The 19,747-nt window shown below is 60.5% G+C and carries 20 protein-coding genes; 10 read left to right on the forward strand and 10 right to left on the reverse strand.

Annotated elements, in window-relative coordinates:
• Positions 1–146 precede the first annotated feature (146 nt).
• The 5 genes from DWA01_RS22890 to DWA01_RS04425 form a co-directional block, all read right to left on the reverse strand.
• Positions 147–362: a hypothetical protein gene (locus DWA01_RS22890; RefSeq protein ID WP_136057661.1), complete on the reverse strand. Its 216-nt coding sequence runs from the start codon at positions 360–362 to the stop codon at positions 147–149.
• A gap of 160 nt (positions 363–522) precedes the next feature.
• Positions 523–861: a hypothetical protein gene (locus tag DWA01_RS22895; RefSeq protein ID WP_136057662.1), complete on the reverse strand. Its 339-nt coding sequence runs from the start codon at positions 859–861 to the stop codon at positions 523–525.
• Between the two features lie 15 nt (positions 862–876).
• A complete protein-coding gene (locus DWA01_RS04415; RefSeq protein ID WP_136057663.1) occupies positions 877–1,131 on the reverse strand; it encodes a hypothetical protein in 255 nt (84 codons plus the stop codon).
• A gap of 10 nt (positions 1,132–1,141) precedes the next feature.
• A complete protein-coding gene (locus tag DWA01_RS04420) occupies positions 1,142–1,540 on the reverse strand; it encodes a hypothetical protein (protein WP_114284528.1) in 399 nt (132 codons plus the stop codon).
• A 116-nt stretch (positions 1,541–1,656) separates the two neighbouring features.
• Positions 1,657–1,959, reverse strand: a complete 303-nt coding sequence (locus DWA01_RS04425) for a DUF6476 family protein (protein ID WP_114284530.1) — start codon at positions 1,957–1,959, stop codon at positions 1,657–1,659.
• Here DWA01_RS04425 and DWA01_RS04430 point away from each other — a divergent pair.
• The 4 genes from DWA01_RS04430 (at position 1,958) to DWA01_RS04445 (ending at position 6,314) form a co-directional block, all read left to right on the forward strand.
• A complete protein-coding gene (locus DWA01_RS04430; RefSeq protein WP_114284532.1) occupies positions 1,958–2,989 on the forward strand; it encodes an RluA family pseudouridine synthase in 1,032 nt (343 codons plus the stop codon). The genes DWA01_RS04425 and DWA01_RS04430 overlap by 2 nt on opposite strands.
• A 716-nt stretch (positions 2,990–3,705) precedes the next feature.
• Positions 3,706–4,602, forward strand: a complete 897-nt coding sequence (gene rpoH, locus DWA01_RS04435) for an RNA polymerase sigma factor RpoH (RefSeq protein WP_114284534.1) — start codon at positions 3,706–3,708, stop codon at positions 4,600–4,602.
• Between the two features lie 279 nt (positions 4,603–4,881).
• Complete coding sequence (locus DWA01_RS04440) at positions 4,882–5,907, forward strand: Gfo/Idh/MocA family protein (protein WP_114284536.1); 1,026 nt, start codon at positions 4,882–4,884, stop codon at positions 5,905–5,907.
• A 95-nt stretch (positions 5,908–6,002) separates the two neighbouring features.
• On the forward strand, positions 6,003–6,314 hold the full coding sequence (locus tag DWA01_RS04445; protein ID WP_114284538.1) for a DUF4389 domain-containing protein: 312 nt from the start codon (positions 6,003–6,005) through the stop codon (positions 6,312–6,314).
• A gap of 546 nt (positions 6,315–6,860) precedes the next feature.
• Here the strand turns inward: DWA01_RS04445 and DWA01_RS04450 are convergent.
• The 3 genes from DWA01_RS04450 to DWA01_RS04460 all read right to left on the reverse strand — a co-directional run bounded on the left by DWA01_RS04450 (position 6,861) and on the right by DWA01_RS04460 (position 10,057).
• On the reverse strand, positions 6,861–8,681 hold the full coding sequence (locus DWA01_RS04450; protein ID WP_114284540.1) for a M3 family oligoendopeptidase: 1,821 nt from the start codon (positions 8,679–8,681) through the stop codon (positions 6,861–6,863).
• Positions 8,682–8,774: 93 nt separating this feature from the next.
• Positions 8,775–9,761, reverse strand: coding sequence for an alpha/beta fold hydrolase (locus DWA01_RS04455; RefSeq protein ID WP_114284542.1), 987 nt, complete (start codon positions 9,759–9,761; stop codon positions 8,775–8,777).
• Positions 9,762–9,769: 8 nt separating this feature from the next.
• Positions 9,770–10,057, reverse strand: coding sequence for an SCP2 sterol-binding domain-containing protein (locus DWA01_RS04460; protein WP_114284544.1), 288 nt, complete (start codon positions 10,055–10,057; stop codon positions 9,770–9,772).
• Between the two features lie 74 nt (positions 10,058–10,131).
• Between DWA01_RS04460 and DWA01_RS04465 the strand changes: the two genes are divergently transcribed.
• From DWA01_RS04465 to DWA01_RS04485, 5 genes are all read left to right on the forward strand, one after another.
• Positions 10,132–10,692, forward strand: coding sequence for a tetratricopeptide repeat protein (locus DWA01_RS04465; RefSeq protein ID WP_114284546.1), 561 nt, complete (start codon positions 10,132–10,134; stop codon positions 10,690–10,692).
• A 23-nt stretch (positions 10,693–10,715) separates the two neighbouring features.
• A complete protein-coding gene (locus DWA01_RS04470) occupies positions 10,716–13,805 on the forward strand; it encodes a helicase-related protein (protein WP_114284548.1) in 3,090 nt (1,029 codons plus the stop codon).
• Entirely contained in the window at positions 13,802–14,218 is a 417-nt protein-coding gene (locus DWA01_RS04475; RefSeq protein WP_114284550.1) for an RNA-binding S4 domain-containing protein, read from the forward strand. Before DWA01_RS04470 ends, DWA01_RS04475 begins: the two co-directional genes overlap by 4 nt.
• Positions 14,219–14,269: 51 nt before the next feature.
• On the forward strand, positions 14,270–14,608 hold the full coding sequence (gene fdxA / locus DWA01_RS04480; RefSeq protein WP_114284552.1) for a ferredoxin FdxA: 339 nt from the start codon (positions 14,270–14,272) through the stop codon (positions 14,606–14,608).
• Between the two features lie 294 nt (positions 14,609–14,902).
• Positions 14,903–15,415, forward strand: coding sequence for a CarD family transcriptional regulator (locus tag DWA01_RS04485; protein WP_114284554.1), 513 nt, complete (start codon positions 14,903–14,905; stop codon positions 15,413–15,415).
• A 227-nt stretch (positions 15,416–15,642) separates the two neighbouring features.
• On the opposite strand, the gene cobS is transcribed toward DWA01_RS04485, so the two are convergent.
• Positions 15,643–16,401, reverse strand: coding sequence for an adenosylcobinamide-GDP ribazoletransferase (gene cobS, locus DWA01_RS04490; protein ID WP_114284556.1), 759 nt, complete (start codon positions 16,399–16,401; stop codon positions 15,643–15,645).
• Positions 16,402–16,496: 95 nt separating this feature from the next.
• Between cobS and cobT the strand changes: the two genes are divergently transcribed.
• Positions 16,497–17,501, forward strand: coding sequence for a nicotinate-nucleotide--dimethylbenzimidazole phosphoribosyltransferase (gene cobT / locus DWA01_RS04495; RefSeq protein WP_114284558.1), 1,005 nt, complete (start codon positions 16,497–16,499; stop codon positions 17,499–17,501).
• Positions 17,502–17,714: 213 nt separating this feature from the next.
• On the opposite strand, the gene DWA01_RS04500 is transcribed toward cobT, so the two are convergent.
• Positions 17,715–19,613 (reverse strand): monovalent cation:proton antiporter-2 (CPA2) family protein, encoded by a 1,899-nt coding sequence (locus DWA01_RS04500; protein WP_114284560.1) that lies wholly within the window; start codon positions 19,611–19,613, stop codon positions 17,715–17,717.
• Positions 19,614–19,747 lie beyond the last annotated feature (134 nt).

The following is a 19,747-nucleotide window of genomic DNA, read 5'->3' on the forward strand; positions in this document are numbered from 1 at the left end:
CGGTAGAGTGAGCACTAACCAGCCATTAGCCGCAGTGATTGCGCACTTCCGCTATGGGCCGGCAACACCAGTTGGACTTACCCGAAAGAGGGTCTCGAAACACCGCAGCCTCAGTCTTTGCCCAATCGCCATCTACCTAAAGGTCCTCAGCCGACAACCCATTCGTTTCTCAGAATCGCTGCAAAATAGCGCCAGGCGACATGGACGCGGATCGGGAGGTGCTTTTGAGGTGCGCGGAGCAAGAACAGTTTGAACGGGGCGGCGTCCTCAAATTGATCCAAGTGGATCATTTGCCCCATGAGACAATGTTCTAATTCCGATTGACCTAATACCTCAGCATCATAGCTTTTCAGGTCTTGCAACAGAGGTGGATCATTGCGTCGCAGGTTTCAAAGACACGGTTGGAGAGCCTGATAACCCTCATCGCAACCTAAATCGATTTCGCAGGCCAAGGCCTAGAAAAAACAGCAAGACAAACCCGCTAACAGTCTCCAGCCCGGATAAGATTTTTGTCACGGTAGTTCAAAGCACCAATTGATCCCCGTAGTAGAGTCCGCGAAACCCGAAGATTGGAAAAAGATCGGAAAACGAAAGCCCAAAAGCTGAAGCCAGGTTTTCTACTTTCACATCAACCGAACAAATTTGCCAATTCGAAATTCCGTAGAAAAATGCACCGAAAATGAGCCAAAGAGCAAACAAAAAAAGCGTTGGACGTAATGAGGAATGGCCGAAATTTGACGCCACTCTGAATACGAAGTGGCAACAGCAAACGATCAATAAAATATCAGCGCTGGCCAATACTGTTGTTGGCGTTAAATGACCGCGTGATCGTTTTTGGATGGTTGACGCGAATTCGCCCAAAGATGCGGTTGTCCGTCAATCCAAATACCAAATTTTCCGATACTCAGGATCGTGTTCGGTAGCAGCTATAACAATTTCATCCATAGCCATTTTTACGCTTCTGACTGTTTCATAAACTCCGTCGTCATCGTTGGTAAAAACAATTTCGTCACCGATTTTTAAATTGCCAAATATCTGGACTTTATGAATTGCCATCAACTTACTTTTTTGCTTGGGAATGATACCACTGTTGTGAGCGATATGGTTTCTTATGTGTCGAAATGCATCCATCGTGTCGCTGTTAATTTTTTTCGACTCCCAGTGCCACTGAAACCAAATTTCGATACTTATTGTCCCGCAGCATATACACTTGGGCAATCAGTGTATGAAATGCCATTTTCCTGTTGGCGCCTTCTAAGCTGTTTCTTTGTTTTACTTGAGATTGGGTTGCGCGATGCTGAATCTTCGTCTTGCCCTTTCTGGGATCTTCTCGCCCGAAAAAAGCCGCGTTGGTACTGTCCGGTGTTCGCTGAAAAACCATGTTAAAGCCGTGAATTGAATCTTTGAAAAAACCATATGTCTCCTCGACTTGGTCAACAAATTCTGAGGTTACATCCAGAAGCATTTTTCGATCATGGTTCGCATATTTCTCAAGCTTCAACTGGACTATAAAATCAAGATTGTTTTCCACAATTTTCAATTCCAATTTCCCAGTAAAATCTTAGCACAACTCCAAATCATTCTAGTCCGCGCAAGATGTCAAGATTGTGAGCGGCGCGGGACCGTTGGTGCAGGGGGCAATTGGCCCGGCCGGTCTTATTTCACCGCGATGTCCTGGCGCAGGGTGCCGTCCAGGCCAAAGATCAGGATGCGCTCGTCCGTCGTTACCACCGCGTACCAGTCGGGTCCAAAGGTCACCGCGCGGGCTGAAACGCCGTCTGGCAGGGTGATTTCGGACGGCAAAGCGGGCGATGTGCGGCTTGTTAGCGGGAAGCGGATGACAAACAGTGCAATCAGCACTACAAGCCCGGCAATCATCGTGATGGTCAGAGTCGTGACCAGTCTGCGAAGGAATCTCACCGGCGCCTCTTCGGCGTGCTGCTCAGGAGCGCTGTTCATGTCCTCAACCCTTTCCGTGATTATTGGCGAAAACCCGCCCGCGCGTCTTGATAAGGCACTGGCGCGGGATGTGCCAGCGGAGGCTTCACTGTCGCGCTCCCGCCTGATGAAGCTGCTGGCAGACGGGGCGATTTCGCGCGGCGGTGAAGTGATCACCGAGCCGCGTGCCAAAGCCTCCGAGGGCGATGAGTTTGTCATCACCATTGAAGAGGCGGCGGAAAGCCATATGGGGCCGGAAGATATCCCGCTGGATGTGATTTATGAGGATGACGACCTGATCGTGATCAACAAGCCGGTGGGCATGGTGGTGCATCCGGCGCCTGGCACCCCGGGCGGCACGCTGGTCAACGCGCTGTTGCATTATTGCGGCGACAGCCTGTCTGGTGTGGGCGGCGAAAAACGTCCCGGCATCGTGCACCGGATCGACAAAGATACTTCGGGTCTGCTGGTGGTGGCCAAGTCGGACAAGGCACATCACGGCCTGGCGGCACAGTTTGAAAAACACACGGTAGAGCGCAAATACGCCGCCATTGTTTACGGGGTGCCTGATTCTGCCGATCCGCGGCTGCGCGGCATGAAAGGCGTAAGCTTTGAAGGCTCCAACATCATGCGCATCACCACCCAGCTGGCGCGGCACAAACATGACCGGCAGCGCCAGGCAGTGCTGTTTCAGGGCGGCCGTCACGCGGTGACCCGGTCGCGCGAAGTCGAACGTTTTGGCCGCCCGGCGGTGGCGACGCTGGTGGAATGCTGGCTGGAGACCGGGCGCACGCATCAGATCCGGGTGCATCTGACCCATGCGGGCCATTGTCTGATCGGCGATCAGACCTATGGCGGCAAGCGCAAGCTGAACGCCAAAGCGATCACTGATAAGGCGCTGGCGGCGGTGGCGTCTTTCCCGCGCCAGGCGCTGCATGCGGCGATGCTGGGCTTTGAACACCCGGTCAGCGGTGAGATGATGAGTTTCGAAGCACCGCTGCCCGCGGATATGGCCGAGCTGGTCGAGGTTCTGCGCCAGAAGCGGCCGTGAGGCCGCTGCGCGACCCGCTGGAAATATCGCGCGGCTGACAGGATGGTTCATTCGCCGCCGTCACGGTGGCGGTGACCGCACCTGGCGTGGCATTTCGGCGCGGATGCCACTTCTTTGAATAAGCACTGGTGCTGCCCTGACCGCATAGCGCATGAGCCCCTGCCCTGTTGGGGGAGGAGGGGGCTGCACATCACAGATGTGCAAACGGGATTGCCTTGAAATGGGGTGCATTGGGGGTGCCCGGTCAGGGTCGGGCGCGAGATGTGTGTTTTGACTGCCCCTTCCTGACTGCCCCTTCCTGACTGGATGGTGCATGAGCCCCTTTCCCATGTGCGAGAGGGAAGGGGCTGCACATCAGAGATGTGCACGTGCGATTTCACGAAGACGGTGTTCGCTGCAGCTCTCCTGACCGGATGGTGCAGGTTTCTTTGGGACAGAGCGTAAGTGATATGGCGCCCAGGTTCCGCCGGGCAGCCTGCCATGGGCGCGGCCTGTGAAGGCAATTGTTACAAAGCCAGGACAGAATCCGCCAAAACCGCCCGGATCCTGAAACATCGCACACATGCACGTGAGATGTGCGCCTGTGCGGGTTCCACTGCGGCGGAAACTCTTTAAGTACACTTTCAACAGATAAATATGCTTCAGGACTTGAAAGTTTTGTTAGCGTCACCAGATTATGTTAAGCCGCGATACATTGGCGGTTTGAGGGAGCACACATGAGTAATTATCGCAATCTGCCCGCACCATCCCCGGAACAGGGGCTGAGCCGTTACCTGCAGGACATCCGTAAATTCCCGATGCTGGAACCGGAAGAAGAATACATGCTGGCCAAACGCTGGGTGGATCATGAAGATTCCGGCGCCGCGCATAAGATGGTCACCAGCCACCTGCGCCTGGCCGCCAAGATAGCCATGGGCTACCGCGGGTATGGTCTGCCTCAGGCGGAAGTGATTTCCGAGGCCAATGTGGGTCTGATGCAGGCGGTGAAGCGCTTTGACCCGGAAAGAGGGTTCCGGCTGGCGACCTATGCCATGTGGTGGATTCGCGCCAGCATTCAGGAATATGTGCTGCGCTCCTGGTCTCTGGTCAAGCTGGGCACCACCAGCGCGCAGAAAAAACTGTTTTTCAATCTGCGCAAAGCCAAGAACAAAATCGGCGCGCTGGAACTGGGCGACCTGCGGCCGGAAAACGTCAAACGCATTGCCACAGAGCTTGGCGTCACCGAGAAAGAAGTGGTGTCGATGAACCGGCGTCTGGCCGGGGGCGACGCGTCGCTGAACGCGATGGTGGGCGGCGAAGACGATGCCGGCGCGCAATGGCAGGACTGGCTGGAAGACGAAGACGCCGATCAGGCCGGAGATTACGAGGCCAAAAACGAAATGGAGACCCGGCACGAGTTGCTGATGCAGGCGATGGATGTGCTGAACGAGCGCGAGAAAGATATTCTGATGCAGCGCCGTCTGAAAGATCAGCCGGTGACGCTGGAGACGCTGTCCGGGCAATATTCCGTCAGCCGCGAGCGTATCCGTCAGATTGAAGTGCGCGCCTTTGAGAAACTGCAGAAACGCATGCAGGAACTGGCGGCAGATAAAGGCATTCTGGAACAGGTGTAAGCCTGTCGCGCATTGGTGCTCAACCCTGCAAATTCACAAACCCGGGCCAATGGTCCGGGTTTTGTCGTTTGGCGCCTGTGTTGTGAAGGGTCTGTCGGGGCCCGTTGGGGGCTGGCCGGCTGCGGTGCGCTGATCTCAGGCGGTGCAGGCGCCATGCCCCGGGCGACGCTGAGGGCCGGGGTAGCGGTCAGGTCAAGGGGGGGCGCCGGTTTGAGCGCTGGTCAGGATGCGATGTTGGCGCTAACCTGCGCCACAACATCCGCAGCGGAGGCGACAGCCATGAGTGCAACACTGAACTGGGGTATACTCGGGGCCTCGAAATTTGCCCGTGAACATATGGCGCCGGCGATCCATGCGGCGCGCGGGGCGCGGCTGGTGGCGCTGGCCACATCCAACGCGGCTAAAGCGGCGCCGTTCCAGGCGTTCTGTCCTGATTTACGGGTGCATGAAGATTACGATGCGCTGTTGGCCGACCCGGGTGTAGATGCGGTCTATATCCCGCTGCCAAATCATCTGCATGTGGAGTGGGCCAGCAAAGCATTGCAGGCGGGCAAACATGTGCTGGTGGAAAAACCGGTGGCCCTGAAAGCCGCTGAGATCGACGGGCTGATTGCGCTGCGCGACAGCACCGGGTTGCTGGCGGCGGAGGCGTTTATGATCGCGCACCACCCGCAATGGCTGCAGGTTCGCGAGTTGATCAAGGCGGGCAGGATCGGCGATCTGGTACATGTGGATGCGGTGTTTTCTTTTAATTTGCGCGAGGCGGGCAATATCCGCAACCAGGCGGCGCTGGGCGGCGGCGGGTTGCGCGACATCGGGGTTTATACTTTTGGCGGTGTGCGGCTGGCCACCGGGCTTGAACCCGACACGCTGGCGGCGGCGCATGTCAGCTGGAGCGGCACGGGCGATGGCAAGCCAGGTGGCGGTGTCGATCTGTTGGCCCATGTGACCGGGCGGTTTGACGGCTTTACCTATTCGTCGCTCACCAGCATGAATATGGCGGAGTATCAGCGCATCAGTTTTCACGGCACCCAGGGCTGGATCGAGCTCAGGGCGCCGTTCAATGCCGGGGTCTACGACCAGGCCACGCTGGTGGTGGAGCGCAACGGCGTGCGCGAGGAGACGCGTTATCCCGGGGTGAACCAGTATGTATTGCAGGTGGAGGCCTTTGGCCGCTCTGCGCTGAGCGGCGTGGGGTATGGCTGGACGCTGGAAGATGCGCGCGGCAGCCAGCAGATGATTGACCGGGTGTTTCTGGATGCCTCAGCCACAGAAATACGGCCAGAGACGCGGGCAGATGTGTAGTCGGAGACGCGGGCAGAGTTGCAGGCAGAGAAACAAGCAGAGAAACAGACGGAGAAACAAATGGGCAAACATTCGGGAAAACAAGGAGAGAGCCAATGAGCGATCCCATGGACAGGTTTGAAGACGAAGATGACGGCTTTGAGCGGGATGCGGAGATATTTGAGCCGCGCGACGGGGTGTGGATGCGCGGGCTGTGGATGCTGGTCGTCGCCTTCCTGTTGTCAGTGGCGCGCTTTGTCACCCTGGTTGCGGCGCTGATTCAATTCGGCTGGATGCTGTTTGCCGGCGAGAAAAACGACAATATCACCGCATTCGGTATCTCGCTGGCGCGCTGGACGGCGCGGGCGGTGTTGTTCCTGACCGGCGCCAGTGAAGAGAAACCTTACCCCTGGCGCAGATGGCCCTGAGCCGGCGTTAAGGCAGGGGGGCGTCGGATTCCCTTTCCCGGGTTTTTGCAGGGCCGGACGGGTGTTAGTGCGCGCCGGGGAGCCTGCGCGGGACACCCAAACAGAAAAAGGCGCTCCGGGCTCACCAAAGCAGCAGCTTCAGAGCCACCCATCGCTGTCTGGCCTGAGGCGCGGCGGCCCGCCGTTCAAGAAAAACAGCGGTTTCCCCCCGCAAGTGCGGGCGGAGCCTCCGCGGTTTGTCTTGAGCGCCCGGCCTTTGCCTCTCTTTCAGGCCCGGCGATGGGCGGCTCCGAAGCAGCAGCGTTGGGCAGAGGGGGTGACGCGGACGTGCGATGGCGACCAGAAGGGGCAGGTCCGGATCAGCAGCGGGTGGCAGTAAAGAGATCGGGTCGCGGGGCGGGGCTGCGGTTAAATACACCTGTCCGGCGGGCAGAGACTGCAGATCAGGTCATATGGGCGGTCTGGACGGAAAAAGCGGGCCAGTGGCCCGCTTTTGTGCGCCCGGGAGGTTCTCCGGGCAGGTGAGTAACTGATGCGTAGCGGCGCCTATTCCATCGCTTCCAGCTCATCGATCATGGCAGAAATCATCGAGAGGCCTTTGTCCCAGAACGCCGGGTCAGTGGCATCCAGCCCGAACGGGGCCAGCAGCTCTTTGTGGTGTTTGGAACCACCTGCGCGCAGCATGTCAAAGTACTTGTCCTGGAACTCGGCACCGGATTCCTCGTAGACCGCATACAGCGCATTCACCAGCCCGTCGCCAAAGGCATAGGCGTAGACATAAAACGGCGAGTGCACAAAATGCGGGATATAGGCCCAGAAGGTTTCATAGCCGTCCATATATTCAAACGCCGGGCCGAGGCTTTCGCCCTGTATCGACATCCAAAGCGCGTTGATGTCGTCCGGCGTCAACTCGCCGGCCTGGCGCGCGTCATGCAGCTTGCACTCAAAATCATAAAACGCGATCTGGCGCACCACGGTGTTGATCATGTCCTCAACTTTGCCCGCCAGCAGCACTTTGCGCTGCTCCTGGGTTTTGGCGCCGTCCAGCAGCTTGCGGAAGGTGAGCATTTCGCCAAAGACCGAAGCGGTTTCCGCCAGTGTCAGCGGCGTGGAGGCGAGCAACTCGCCCTGGCCCGCCGCCAGCACCTGATGCACGCCGTGGCCAAGCTCATGGGCCAGCGTCATCACGTCGCGCGGTTTGCCAAGGTAGTTCAGCATCACATAGGGGTGCACGTCGGTGACGGTGGGGTGGGCAAAGGCGCCCGGCGCTTTGCCCGGCACCACCGCCGCATCAATCCAGCCGCGGTTAAAGAACGGCTCCGCCAGTTCGGCCATTTTGGGGTGAAAGGCGCCGTAAGCCTCCATCACCGTTTTTTCGGCCTGCTCCCAGCTCACCAGCGTGGTGTCTTCCATTGGCAGCGGCGCGTTGCGGTCCCAGACCTGCATCACGTCGAGCCCGAGCCATTTGCGCTTGAGCTCGTAATAACGGTGGCTGAGCTGCGGGTAGGCTTTGACCACCGCGTTGCGCAGCGCCTCGACCACCTCGGGTTCCACATGGTTGGAGAGGTGACGCCCGGTTTGCGGCGTGGGCATGCCACGCCAACGGTCTTCGATCTCTTTTTCCTTGGCGAGCGTGTTGTGCACCCGGGCAAAGGTTTTCACATTGGCGCCAAACACCCGCGCCAGTTCGCGCGCGCCTTTTTCGCGCTGATCCCGGTCTTTGTCGGACAGCAGGTTCAGGGTGCCTTCGATGTTGAGCTCTTCGCCGTCGACGGTGAAGCTCAGCCCGGCGATGGTTTCATCAAACAGTTTGTTCCAGGCAGCAGCACCGACAGCGGACTGGTCGTGGAGGAACTTTTCCAGCTCGTCTGACAGCTGATAGGGGCGCATGGCGCGCAGGCGTTCAAAGATTGGCTTGTAGCGGTTCAGCGCGTCGCTCTGGGCAAACAGCGTATTGATTGCCTCATCCTCAATGCGGTTGATTTCGAGGCTGAAAAACACCAGCGGCGTGGTGAAGGCGGTGATCTTCTCCTGCGCGTCGGACATGAACTTGGCGCGGTCGGCATCCAGCGTGTTCTGGTAATAGCGCAGCCCGGCGTAGGACATGATACGGCCGGCGACCATGTCGATTTTCTCATAACGCAGGACGCAGTCGAGCATCCCTTCCGCGTCCAGTGTCGCCAGTTTGCCGTCAAAATCGTCGGCAAATGCGCCGCAGGCGGTTTCAAGCCAGTCCAGATCCCGTTTGAATTCGGGCGCGTCCGGCGCGGTATAGAGATCACTGAGATCCCATTGCGGCAGGGTGCCGAGCTTTGCGGTGCCACCAGTGGTATCAGGGCCGAAGGCGGGGGTGGGTGTGCTGCGCATGGGCTTAAGACCTTTCACGATAATACTCTTGTCCAGAGATAGGCACGCCAGGCACCGGGGTTCAAGGCAAGAGCTCGTGAAAGTCTGTTGGCGCTAGCAATTTGCGTCAAAAAGCCCGGTGATCCGGTCAAAAAAGTCCTGCCGCACCTCGGGCAGTTCCATCATGATCTCATGTTCGGCGCCAGGGACCTCTACCAGCGTGCCGCCGGGCCAATTGCCCATCAGATCATAGACCGGCCGGGTGGCAACGATGCGCTCGCTGGTGCCGAGATACGTGAGGCAGGGCAGGTCGGGCGGCGCCATGGCGCGCAGACGCGCAGTTTCGCGCAACGCGGTGGCCACCCAGCGCACCGCAGGGCCGCCGAGTGTCAGCGCGTGCTGTGCCGTGCCGTGGCGCACCATATAGTCCCACATGCCGCGGTCGCGCGTCAGCAGGTTGTCCTCAAAGGGAACGTCCAGCGTATAGGTTTCACGTGCAGAGCCGGGCACCCGGCGCCGGTCCAGCGGTGTGCCGCGCGTGATCCGGCCCACCAGGTTGGCCAGCGGCAGTTGCCAGTCGGCGAGCAGGATGCCCCACATAGGCGCGGAAAATGCGGCGGCGCGGAACGGGTGTTTGCCATGCAGGCTGCGCAAGCCGATGGCACCGCCCATAGAGTGCGCCAGCAGGAACAGCGGTTTGCCGGCATCAAACCCGGGCAGCTCCAGCGCCGGCAGGGCGGCGAGCACCGCCTCCAAATCGGTCTGATAGTCGAGGTAACAGTCGACATAGCCGGTCATTTCGTCAGTAAGCGCGCGGTCCGCAAGCCCCTGGCCGCGCCAGTCAATCGCCACCGTGGCATAGCCGCGCGCGCGCAGATCCTGCGCCGCGCGGCCGTATTTTTCCACGTATTCGGTGCGTCCGGGCATCAGCAGTACAGTGCCTTTGGCGCCCTGCAGCGGCCAGACGCCGATGCGGATGCGCACCTCGTCCGGCGTGGTGATCCAGAATGCCGCGCCGCCGTCGGGCCCTTCAGCAAGCTCGTTATACAGCGGGGCAGGCGTCAGCCCGGGCGCGGTGTTGATCAGGGGCGCGGCTTTCATGTGATGTATTATCCGAGAATGGCGCCGAGCTTCATGGCCATGCCCATGTCGCCGTCGATGGAAAGTTTGCCCTGCATAAAGGCCGCGGTCGGGTTCAGCTCGCCGTCCATCATCGACTGAAAGGTTTCCACATCGGCGGTCAGGGTGACATCGGTGTCATCATCGCTGGCACGCACACCGGCGCCGTCAATAACAATGGCGCCTTCGCCTTCGATTTCGAACTTGGCGGATCCGTCAAACCCGCCGTCCACTTTTTCGCTCAGGGCTTTGATGGCGGCGTCAATAACAGCACTCATATCGGTGTCTCTCTTGTAATTGTGATTCCCCGAGGCTGGATATTTGCCGGGGCAACGTTACAGTTAGTCTGATTATGATTACTCTGACACATATACTCAAACTTATCGTTACGGCAGGTGCCTTCTCTGTCTGGATTTCCACAGCAGCGCTGGCGGAAAGTGACCGGCTGGATCAGTTGTTTGGCGATCTGGCGGTGGCGGAAGGGCGTGAGTCGCGGCGGCTGGCGGATGAAATCTGGTTTGAATGGTCGCAATCGGGCTCCGCGGCGATGGATCTGTTGCTTAAACGCGGGCGCGACGCGCTTGACGCCGGCAATATCCCGGCTGCGATTGAACATTTCACCGCGTTGATTGACCATGCGCCGGAATTCCCAGAGGGCTGGAACGCCCGCGCCACCGCCTATTTCCTCGCCGGGCTATACGGGCCTTCCATCGCAGATATTGAACAGGTTCTGGCGCTGGAGCCGCGCCATTTTGGCGCGCTTTCAGGCCTGGCGGTGATTCTGGAAGAGTTGGGATATCCACAGGATGCACTGGACATGTGGCAGAAGGTCCAGGCTATACATCCGGGGCAGGACGGCCTAGAAAGTGCCATTGCGCGGCTTAAAGCCGGGCTGGATGGCACATCGCTTTAGGCGCTGTTGAAGGAAGACGGAACATGGCGGATCTGGGGCGGATCACCGCCGTGTTGGGCCCCACCAACACTGGCAAAACCCATTATGCAATCGAGCGTATGCTTGGCTACCGGAGTGGCATTATCGGCCTGCCGCTGCGTCTGCTGGCGCGCGAGGTCTATGATCGCATCGTCGCGGTGCGTGGCCCGTCTGTGGTGGCGCTGGTCACCGGTGAAGAACGCATTGTGCCCGACCGCACCGCCTACTGGGTCTGCACGGTGGAAGCGATGCCCGAGGGCATGGGCGCCGATTTCCTCGCGGTAGACGAGATCCAGCTGTGCAACGATCCCGAGCGTGGCCATGTGTTTACCGACCGTCTGATGCGCGCGCGTGGCACCCATGAAACGCTGTTTCTGGGCGCCGACACCATGCGCCCGGTGATTGCGGAGCTGCTGCCCAAAGCGCAGTTCATGCGCCGCGACCGCCTGTCAGAGCTGAGTTACACCGGGTCCAAAAAGATCAGCCGCATGCCGGCCCGTTCAGCCATCGTCGGGTTCTCGGTCGACAATGTCTATGCCATTGCGGAACTTCTGCGCCGGCAAAAGGGCGGCGCGGCGGTGGTGATGGGGGCGTTAAGCCCGCGCACCCGCAACGCCCAGGTCGAAATGTACCAGAATGGCGACGTGGATTACCTGGTGGCGACCGACGCCATCGGCATGGGGCTTAATCTGGACATAGACCATGTGGCGTTTTCCGCCACGGTGAAATTTGACGGCCGCCGCATGCGGCCGCTGGACGCCAGCGAGCTGGCGCAGATCGCCGGCCGTGCCGGGCGTCATATGTCCAACGGCACCTTTGGGGTCACCGGCGAAGCGCGGCCCCTGAGCGATGAGATGGCCGAGGCGATCACCGAGCACCGGTTTTCGCCGGTGAAAAAGCTGCAATGGCGCAATCCGCGACTGGAATTTGGCACGGTGGATACGCTGATCCGCAGTCTTGAACGCGGGCCCGATGACAGTCTGCTGGTCAAAGCCCGTATGGCCGATGATCTGGGGGCGCTGAAGTTCCTGACGGGCTCCGATGATCTCACCGGCCGGGTGAACAGCCCGGGTGATGTGAAGCGGCTGTGGGATGTCTGTCGCATTCCGGATTTCCGCGGCATCTCGGTGGGGGAACATGCGGCGCTGCTGGAGCAGATTTATACGTTCCTATATGACGTGAACCGGGTGCCGGACGACTGGCTGGCGGCCCAGGTCAAACGGCTGGACCGTGCGGACGGCGACATTGATACCCTGTCCAAACGGCTTGCCTATATCCGCACGTGGACTTACGTTGCGCAACGCAAGGGGTGGGTTGACGATGAAGCCCATTGGCGCGAGGCCACCCGTGCGGTAGAAGACCGTTTATCTGATGCGCTTCATGAGCGTCTGACACAGAGATTTGTTGACCGGCGGACCAGCGTTCTGCTTCGGCGGTTGAAGCAGAAGGAGGGCCTTGTGGCCAACGTAAACGATACAGGTGAAGTGATGGTCGAAGGCGAATTCGTCGGCCGTCTTGACGGATTCCGGTTCAGCCAGGATAAAACCGCCAACCAGGAAGAAGCCAAAACGCTGCGGCAGGCTTCCCTGCTCGCGCTGAAACCCGAGTTCCATCTGCGCGCAGACCGGTTCTATAACGCGCCCGATACCGAGATCGATTTCACCGAACAGGGTGGCTTGATGTGGGGCGAACATGCGGTGGGCAAATTGGTGCCTGGTGCGGAGCCGATGAAACCTCTGGTGCAGGCTTTTGTCGACGAAGAAGCCGGCGAAGACGTTGCTACAAAGGTCACACGCCGCCTGCAGCACTTCATCGACCGCAAAATTGCCGCCGCGTTTGAACCGCTGCTGGCGATGAGCCGCGACGAGACCCTGACCGGTCTGGCGCGTGGTTTTGCCTTCCGTCTGGTCGAATCTCAGGGCGTGCTGACACGTGATGAGATCGCCACGGAAGTGAAAGAGCTGGATCAGGACGCCCGGGGCGCGCTGCGCAAACACGGTGTGCGCTTTGGTCAGTTCACCATCTTCATGCCGCTGCTGCTGAAACCCGCTCCGACCCGTCTGCGTCTGGTGCTCTGGGGGCTTGCCTCTGGCCATGCTGAATTCGCCGAAAGCCCGCCTCCGGGTCTGGTGACCATTCCCGCCGTTACTGGCGCCGATGACGGCTATTACACCATGTCCGGCTATCGTCTGGCCGGGGCGCGGGCGATTCGCATCGATATGCTGGAACGGCTGGCTGATATGCTGCGTTCCGAGGACAGCCGTGGTGGTTTTGAAGCCAACCCGGATATGTTGTCGATCACCGGCATGACGCTGGAGCAGTTCGCCGATCTTATGGGTGGCCTGGGTTATAAAGCGGAAAAATCTGAGCGCCCGAAAGTGAAAGCGGCAGCCGCGGCGGACAAACCTGCTGAAGCTGTGGCTGAAGCTGGCGCTGAGACTGCCGTTGAAGCCGCGCCGGAAGCTGAGACTGTTGCTGAAGCTGCGGCTGAAGCGCCTGCTGAAGCAACGCCGGAAGCTGCGGCTGAGACTGCTGCTGAAGCAGCGCCGGAAACTGTGGCTGACGTGGCTGCTGAAGCGCCTGCCGAGGCTGCTGCGGACGCTGCTGCTGAGACAGCACCGGTGGCAGAAGAGGCGAAAGCCGAAGTTGCACCCGAAGCAGAAGTTGCACCCGAAGCAGAAGTTGCAGACGCAGAAGCCGCAACAGCCGAAGCTGCGCCCGAAGCGACGGCCGAACCTGCGGCAGAGGTGGAGCTGGAGAGCTTCTTTACCTTTACCTGGGGTGGTCGCGCCAACCGCCGCAATGCCGGCCGCGAAGGTGGCCGTGCCGGTGGTGGACGCCGTCAGGGCAATGCCGACGCCGCAGGCGAGGGCGCACGCCCCCGTGGTCGCGGTAAGCAGGGCGACAAAGCCGGTGGCCGGCAGGGTGGTAAACCCGGCGGCAAGCCTGGTGGCAAACAGGGTGGCAAACGCGGCGACGGTCCCCGTGGCGACAAACCGAAAAAGTTCGAAGCCCGGCCCCCCCGGCGCGAAAAGCCGATTGATCCCGACAACCCCTTTGCCGCAGCGCTGATGGGGCTGAAGGACAAGGGTTGAGCGGTCCCACCGCATATCACCCGGATGCTTCCGGTCAGGCGCCCGCGCCTGGCCAGAAAATCCGGGTCGACAAATGGCTCTGGTTCGCGCGTTTTTTCAAGACGCGCGCACTGGCAAACAAAGTGGTCACCGGCGGGCATCTGCGCATCAATGGCGACAAGGTGCTGAAACCAGCGCATAATGTCGTGCCCGGCGATGTGCTGACCTTCCTGCAGGGACGTGACACCCGCATCATACGGCTGGAGGCCATTGGCAAACGGCGCGGACCGGCGCCGGAAGCCCAGGCGCTGTATACCGACCAGACGCCAGAACGGGAATATGTTCCGCCAGCGCCCCGGTTTGAAGGAAAAGGCCGGCCCTCCGCAAAAGATCGGCGAAACGCGCGTCTTTCCAGGCCAGAGGCGCTTGAATGAATGGCCGCGCTGATTTAGCAAGGCGGTGAATTTTCTGACAGGATACGTCAAATGACCTATGTCGTCACCGATAACTGCATCGCATGCAAATACACAGACTGTGTGGAAGTCTGTCCCGTGGATTGTTTTTACGAAGGTGAAAACGCCCTGGTGATCCATCCGGATGAATGTATCGACTGTGGTGTATGTGAACCTGAATGCCCGGCGGATGCGATCCGTCCGGACACTGAGCCGGATATGGAAAAATGGGTTGAGTTCAACCGTAAATATTCCGAAGCCTGGCCGGTGATCATCACCAAAAAAGAACCACTGCCCGACGCCGAAGCACGGGATGGGGAGAGCGGTAAGCTGGACAAGTACTTCTCTGAGGCCCCGGGCGAAGGCGGATGATTCGGGTGATTCGCCCAACTTAGGGTTGAATCGCGGCGGTCAGACCGGCGTAAAGCAGGTTAAGCCATTGACTATACAGGTGAAACACCCTGATTGGCCCGGGTGATCTTTCGCCGGGGCCATATTTTTGTTATACTTTCGTATCAAAATGGACGTTCCGTTGCACATCTTTTGGACCAGACACTGATCCAATGGTAGATGTAACGACATATAACCCAAACCGCCCGGTGGAACCCGTTTCGCCGCGGTGGTATTTTCGGCCCCTAAGCCGGCCGTTTCGAGGAAGAAGACTGTATGAGCAAAGCGAAGAAGCCCGAATTCAGCCCTGATGAATATGTGGTATACCCGGCCCATGGCGTGGGTCGCATCGTATCCATCGAAGAACAGGAAATTGCCGGGATCACTCTGGAACTGTTCGTCATTTCCTTTGAAAAAGACAAAATGACCCTGAGGGTGCCCACCTATAAGGCCACCGATGTGGGCATGCGCGGCCTCGCGTCTCCGGAAGAGATTGCCCGGGCGATGCACACGCTCAAAGGCAAGGCCAAGGTCAAACGCGCCATGTGGTCGCGCCGCGCCCAGGAATATGAACAGAAGATCAACTCCGGAGATCTGATCGCTCTGGCAGAAGTGGTGCGCGACCTGCACCGCACCGACGATCAGCGCGAGCAAAGCTATTCAGAGCGCCAGCTCTATGAAGCGGCGCTTGAGCGTCTGACCCGTGAAGTCGCTGCCGTTGGCGGCACAGATGAGAGCAGCGCCCAGAAAAAAGTCGGTGATGTTCTGATCTCGCGCATCGCCGCCTGAGCCAGGCCGGTCTGACCTGAGCTGAGCTGAGCCGGTCCTGACCTTGCACCAGGATGCTGTCACTGGCCCGGGCCGGATTACTGAAAAAGAAAACCGCCGTGGCCCCGGGGCTGCGGCGGTTTTTTGTGCGGATGGCGCTGGACGCGACCCAGCCCAGAGCTGCCAGTCCACCAGCACCGTCAGAGGACCAGAGCGGGCAGAATACTTGTGCTGTCGGTACAGCAGGGTCAGAGCAGGGTGGTCAGCGCCAGAAGTGCGGCGATTTCACTGATCTGTTGTGTCGCGCCCAGAACGTCGCCGGTCTGACCGCCGATTTTCGCCTGTGCAATGCGGGCGCAGCCAAACGCGGACAGCGCCACCAGCGCCGCGGTGACCGCTGCGCTCCAGGGACCGAGCAGCAGCAGGGCCAGCAGCAGGGCCAGCAGCACCGCGGCGTGGGCGGTGTTCCTGCCGGGCCGCCCCACATGACGCGACAGCCCCTCACCACGCGCATTTTGCAGGCGTGACATCAGGACCGCCATCGGGGCACGCGACAGCGCCCCTGCCGCCAGCAGCGGTGCCACAATCCAACCGCCGGCAAACAATGCGCTCAGAGCCCCCCAGCGCAGCAGCAGCGACAGCACCAGCGCGATCACCCCGTAGGCGCCGATGTGGCTGTCTTTCATAATCTCAAGCCGGCGCGCCCGCTCCCAGCCGCCCCAGAACCCGTCGACGCAATCGGCCAGCCCGTCTTCGTGCAAAGCGCCGCTCATCGCGACCAGGACCGCCAGAGTAACCCCGGCACTCAGCGGCGCCGGCAGCCCAAGCGCCAGCAGCAGCGCGGCGAGCGCCGCTGCAATCGCCCCGTGCAGCAATCCGACCAGAGGCCAGGCCCAGGCGGCCTCGGCGGCGCGCTCAGTGGCATGGGGCAGTGGCAGGCGGGACAGCAGCGAGGTGGCGCGCAGTATATCGCGCAGCTCGGGGCGGAACCTGTCGTCATTTATCATCTGCACGGCGCTTTCGTCTTGGAGAAATCCTGGCCACAGGGGTAAACAATAGCCAGGCGTCCGACAACGAATTAAGACAGAAAATGGAACACGGGATGGGTTTTAGCAACCAACAGGAATTTGCAGCGCTGCTGCGCGGGATCAAACCGGCTGACGGCGCGGCCGTGGATGCGGCCGAAGAGCGCAACGGACAGCTGACCAAGCCACCGGGCGCGCTGGGGCGGCTGGAGGATCTGGCGATCTGGTATGCGGGCTGGCGCGGCACGGCGACACCACAGATCAACGCGCCCCAGGTGATCATTTTTGCCGGCAACCACGGGGTGACCGCGCGCGGGGTGTCGGCGTTTCCCGCCGAGGTCACGGTGCAGATGGTGGCGAATTTTGAACATGGTGGCGCCGCGATCAACCAGCTGAGCAAGTGTTTTGGCGCTGCGATGTCGGTGGTGCCTCTGGCGCTCGATACCCCGACCGCGGATTTCACCACCACTGCGGCGATGAGTGAGGCCGAATTTACCGCGGCGCTGCTGGCGGGCTGGAATGCGGTGGACCCGGAGGCGGATCTGCTGGTGACCGGCGAAATGGGTATTGGCAATACCACCTGCGCTGCGGCGATTTCACTGGCGCTTTATGGCGGCGAAGCGGCCGACTGGGTCGGGCGTGGCACCGGGGTGGATGACGCCGGTCTGGCGCTCAAAGCCCGGGTAGTGGCGGAAGGCGTGGCGCTGCACGCGGGTGTGACCGGGCTTGAAGTGCTGCGTTGCCTCGGGGGGCGCGAGCTTGCCGGTATGGCGGGCGCGATTGCGCGGGCGCGCACACTCGGCATCCCGGTGATCCTGGACGGGTATATCTGTTCTGCGGCGGCGGCCTGTCTGGACGCCGAGGTCACTGGCGCGCTGGACCATTGTGTGGCGGGCCATGTTTCGGCCGAACCCGCCCATATCAACGTGCTGAAATCGCTGGGCAAAGAGCCGCTGCTGTCGCTGGGCATGCGGCTGGGCGAAGGTTCCGGTGGCACCCTGGCGATCGGCGTGCTGAAAGGCGCTGTCGCTTGCCACAGTGGTATGGCGACCTTTGCCGAAGCCGGTGTTGCCGCCGGCTGAAAACGCCTGAGCGCTGCCTGAGGGCGGGGGCGCGCGCAAGCGCGCGCGGTGCAAAAAAGGAGGGCGCGTGGCCACAGGCCACGCGCCCTCCTTTTTTGCACCCCCTTCTTTCCTCTTCGGGGGCATAGTGATTTGCGCCACGCCAACGCGCCTATGATGGCCCCCCACGGCCCATACCTGCGGACTTTTATGCGCGGTTTCTGTCCCCCTCACTTACAGGGCGGCGGAATCCGGCGGGTTTTCTTCCTCTGCATCCTCTGAATCACTGGCGCGCTGATGCATTCGGGCGCGATGGTCCAGAAGTGTTGCTTCCAGGTCGCGGCTCAGCGCCTGGGCCAGTTCCACATAGTCCTGGTTCTCCACCATCGGCACATCCGGATCCCAGACCGTCGCAAGTTCGCGCAGTGATTCCCGGTCGTGACGGTAAAAGGCGCGGCTGGTGCCGGCGGCCTCAAATTCGCTGAGCCCCATTTCTTCCAGCACGTAACGGCCGGCGCGGATGGCGCTGTCAAACATCTCGCGCACGATCTTGTCTGCGCCGGCCTGGTAGAGCTGATAGACATGTGTGCGGTCATGGGCGCGCGCAATGATAAACAGATCGGGTCTTGAGGCACGGGCAAAACGCACCAGACGCAGGCAGGCCTCTGGATCATCCAGCGCGATGACCAGCACATCGGCCTCGGGCAGACCGGCTGCGTGCAGCAGTTCCGGCCGCGTGGGGTCGCCAAAATATCCCTTTATGCCAAAGCGGCGCATCAGTTGAATCGCCGCCAGATCATGGTCCAGCACCGTGGTTTTAAAGCCCGAGGCCTGGACCAGCCGGTTCACCACCTGGCCAAAACGCCCGATGCCGGCGATGATGATGGATTGTTGATCATCGATCTCATCGTCTGGCAGGCCGGTGCTGCTCTCGCGCAGGCGTCGCGACAACTGATCATACAGGATAAAACCAAGCGGTGTCAGCAGCATAGACAGCGCGATCACCAGCAGGGTGATCTCGCCCAGAGCCGTGGTCAGCACGCCTTGCTGCAGCGAAAAGGAGACCAGCACAAAACCGAACTCACCGGCCTGGGCCAGCGAGAGCGCAAACAGCCAGTGGTTGCGGCCACGCAGCTTAAACAGGTGCCCAAGGGCAAACAAAACCGCGCCTTTGCCGCCGATCAGCGCCAGGGTCAGCCCCAGCACCACCAGCGGCTCTGCCAGCAGCAGGCTGAAATTTATCCCCGCGCCGACGGTGATGAAAAACAGCCCCAGCAGCAGGCCTTTGAACGGCTCAATGTCGCTTTCCAGCTCGTGGCGGAATTCGGTATTGGCCAGTACCACCCCGGCGAGAAAAGTGCCAAGCGCCGGCGACAACCCGACCGCGGTCATCAAAAGCGCAATACCCACCACGATAAGCAGCGCCAATGCGGTGTAAAGTTCGCGCAGGCGGGCGGCATGGATAAAGCGGAACAGTGGCCGGGTCAGATAGATGCCGGCGAAGATGATCACTGCCACTGCGCCAAGTGTCACCATAGTCACGCCCCAGGCGGGCAGGCCAGCCACCAGCGACATGCTGCTTTCATATTCCTCACCACTCTGCAGGCTCTGGCGCAATGGCGCGCTGGCCAGCAGCGGCATCAGCGCCAGCATCGGGATCACCGCGATGTCCTGGCTGAGCAGCACCGAAAACGCGGAACGTCCGCCGCTGGTCTGCATCAGGCTTTTTTCTGACAGGGTCTGCAGCACAATTGCAGTGGAGGACAGCGACAGGATCATGCCGAGCGCCAGCCCGGTCTGCCAGCTCTGCCCCAACGCCAGCGCCGCGGCGGTGATCAGTGCCGCCGTCACCACGATCTGCAGCCCGCCGAGGCCCAGCAACCGGTGGCGCATATCCCACAGGGCGCGTGGTTCCAGCTCCAACCCGATCAGAAACAGCATCATCACCACGCCAAATTCGGCAAAATGCTGCAGATCGCGGGTTTCAGAGCCCACCAGCCCGAGCACGGGACCGATGGCGATGCCCGCCAGCAAATAGCCCAGCACCGAGCCAAGCCCGAGGCGGGAGGCAATGGGGACCGCGATCACCGTTGCGGCAAGGTAAATTGTGGCCTGATAGAAGAATAGTTCCATTTTTATCCCGGGATGTCGCTGTTTTCCCCAGCATAGACGGCTGGAGGGCGGGCTCAAGCAGGAGTTTACACTGTGCGGGCGGCATCGGGCGCGCGTGGCAAAGATGCCGTGCGGCATGGCGCCCGTAAGGTCGC

The organism is Candidatus Halocynthiibacter alkanivorans, from assembly GCF_003333265.1.
In the GTDB taxonomy this organism is placed as follows: Bacteria; Pseudomonadota; Alphaproteobacteria; order Rhodobacterales; family Rhodobacteraceae; genus Halocyntiibacter_A; species Halocyntiibacter_A alkanivorans.

What these genes read in the sequence shown, in the direction of transcription:
- DWA01_RS04415 (WP_136057663.1), bottom strand. Translation starts at nt 1,131, where the DNA reads ATGGATGCATTTCGACACATAAGAAACCATATCGCTCACAACAGTGGT.
- DWA01_RS04430 (WP_114284532.1), top strand. Translation starts at nt 1,958, where the DNA reads ATGTCCTCAACCCTTTCCGTGATTATTGGCGAAAACCCGCCCGCGCGT.
- DWA01_RS04425 (WP_114284530.1), bottom strand. Translation starts at nt 1,959, where the DNA reads ATGAACAGCGCTCCTGAGCAGCACGCCGAAGAGGCGCCGGTGAGATTC.
- rpoH (WP_114284534.1), top strand. Translation starts at nt 3,706, where the DNA reads ATGAGTAATTATCGCAATCTGCCCGCACCATCCCCGGAACAGGGGCTG.
- DWA01_RS04440 (WP_114284536.1), top strand. Translation starts at nt 4,882, where the DNA reads ATGAGTGCAACACTGAACTGGGGTATACTCGGGGCCTCGAAATTTGCC.
- DWA01_RS04445 (WP_114284538.1), top strand. Translation starts at nt 6,003, where the DNA reads ATGAGCGATCCCATGGACAGGTTTGAAGACGAAGATGACGGCTTTGAG.
- DWA01_RS04450 (WP_114284540.1), bottom strand. Translation starts at nt 8,681, where the DNA reads ATGCGCAGCACACCCACCCCCGCCTTCGGCCCTGATACCACTGGTGGC.
- DWA01_RS04455 (WP_114284542.1), bottom strand. Translation starts at nt 9,761, where the DNA reads ATGAAAGCCGCGCCCCTGATCAACACCGCGCCCGGGCTGACGCCTGCC.
- DWA01_RS04460 (WP_114284544.1), bottom strand. Translation starts at nt 10,057, where the DNA reads ATGAGTGCTGTTATTGACGCCGCCATCAAAGCCCTGAGCGAAAAAGTG.
- DWA01_RS04465 (WP_114284546.1), top strand. Translation starts at nt 10,132, where the DNA reads ATGATTACTCTGACACATATACTCAAACTTATCGTTACGGCAGGTGCC.
- DWA01_RS04470 (WP_114284548.1), top strand. Translation starts at nt 10,716, where the DNA reads ATGGCGGATCTGGGGCGGATCACCGCCGTGTTGGGCCCCACCAACACT.
- fdxA (WP_114284552.1), top strand. Translation starts at nt 14,270, where the DNA reads ATGACCTATGTCGTCACCGATAACTGCATCGCATGCAAATACACAGAC.
- DWA01_RS04485 (WP_114284554.1), top strand. Translation starts at nt 14,903, where the DNA reads ATGAGCAAAGCGAAGAAGCCCGAATTCAGCCCTGATGAATATGTGGTA.
- cobS (WP_114284556.1), bottom strand. Translation starts at nt 16,401, where the DNA reads ATGATAAATGACGACAGGTTCCGCCCCGAGCTGCGCGATATACTGCGC.
- cobT (WP_114284558.1), top strand. Translation starts at nt 16,497, where the DNA reads ATGGGTTTTAGCAACCAACAGGAATTTGCAGCGCTGCTGCGCGGGATC.
- DWA01_RS04500 (WP_114284560.1), bottom strand. Translation starts at nt 19,613, where the DNA reads ATGGAACTATTCTTCTATCAGGCCACAATTTACCTTGCCGCAACGGTG.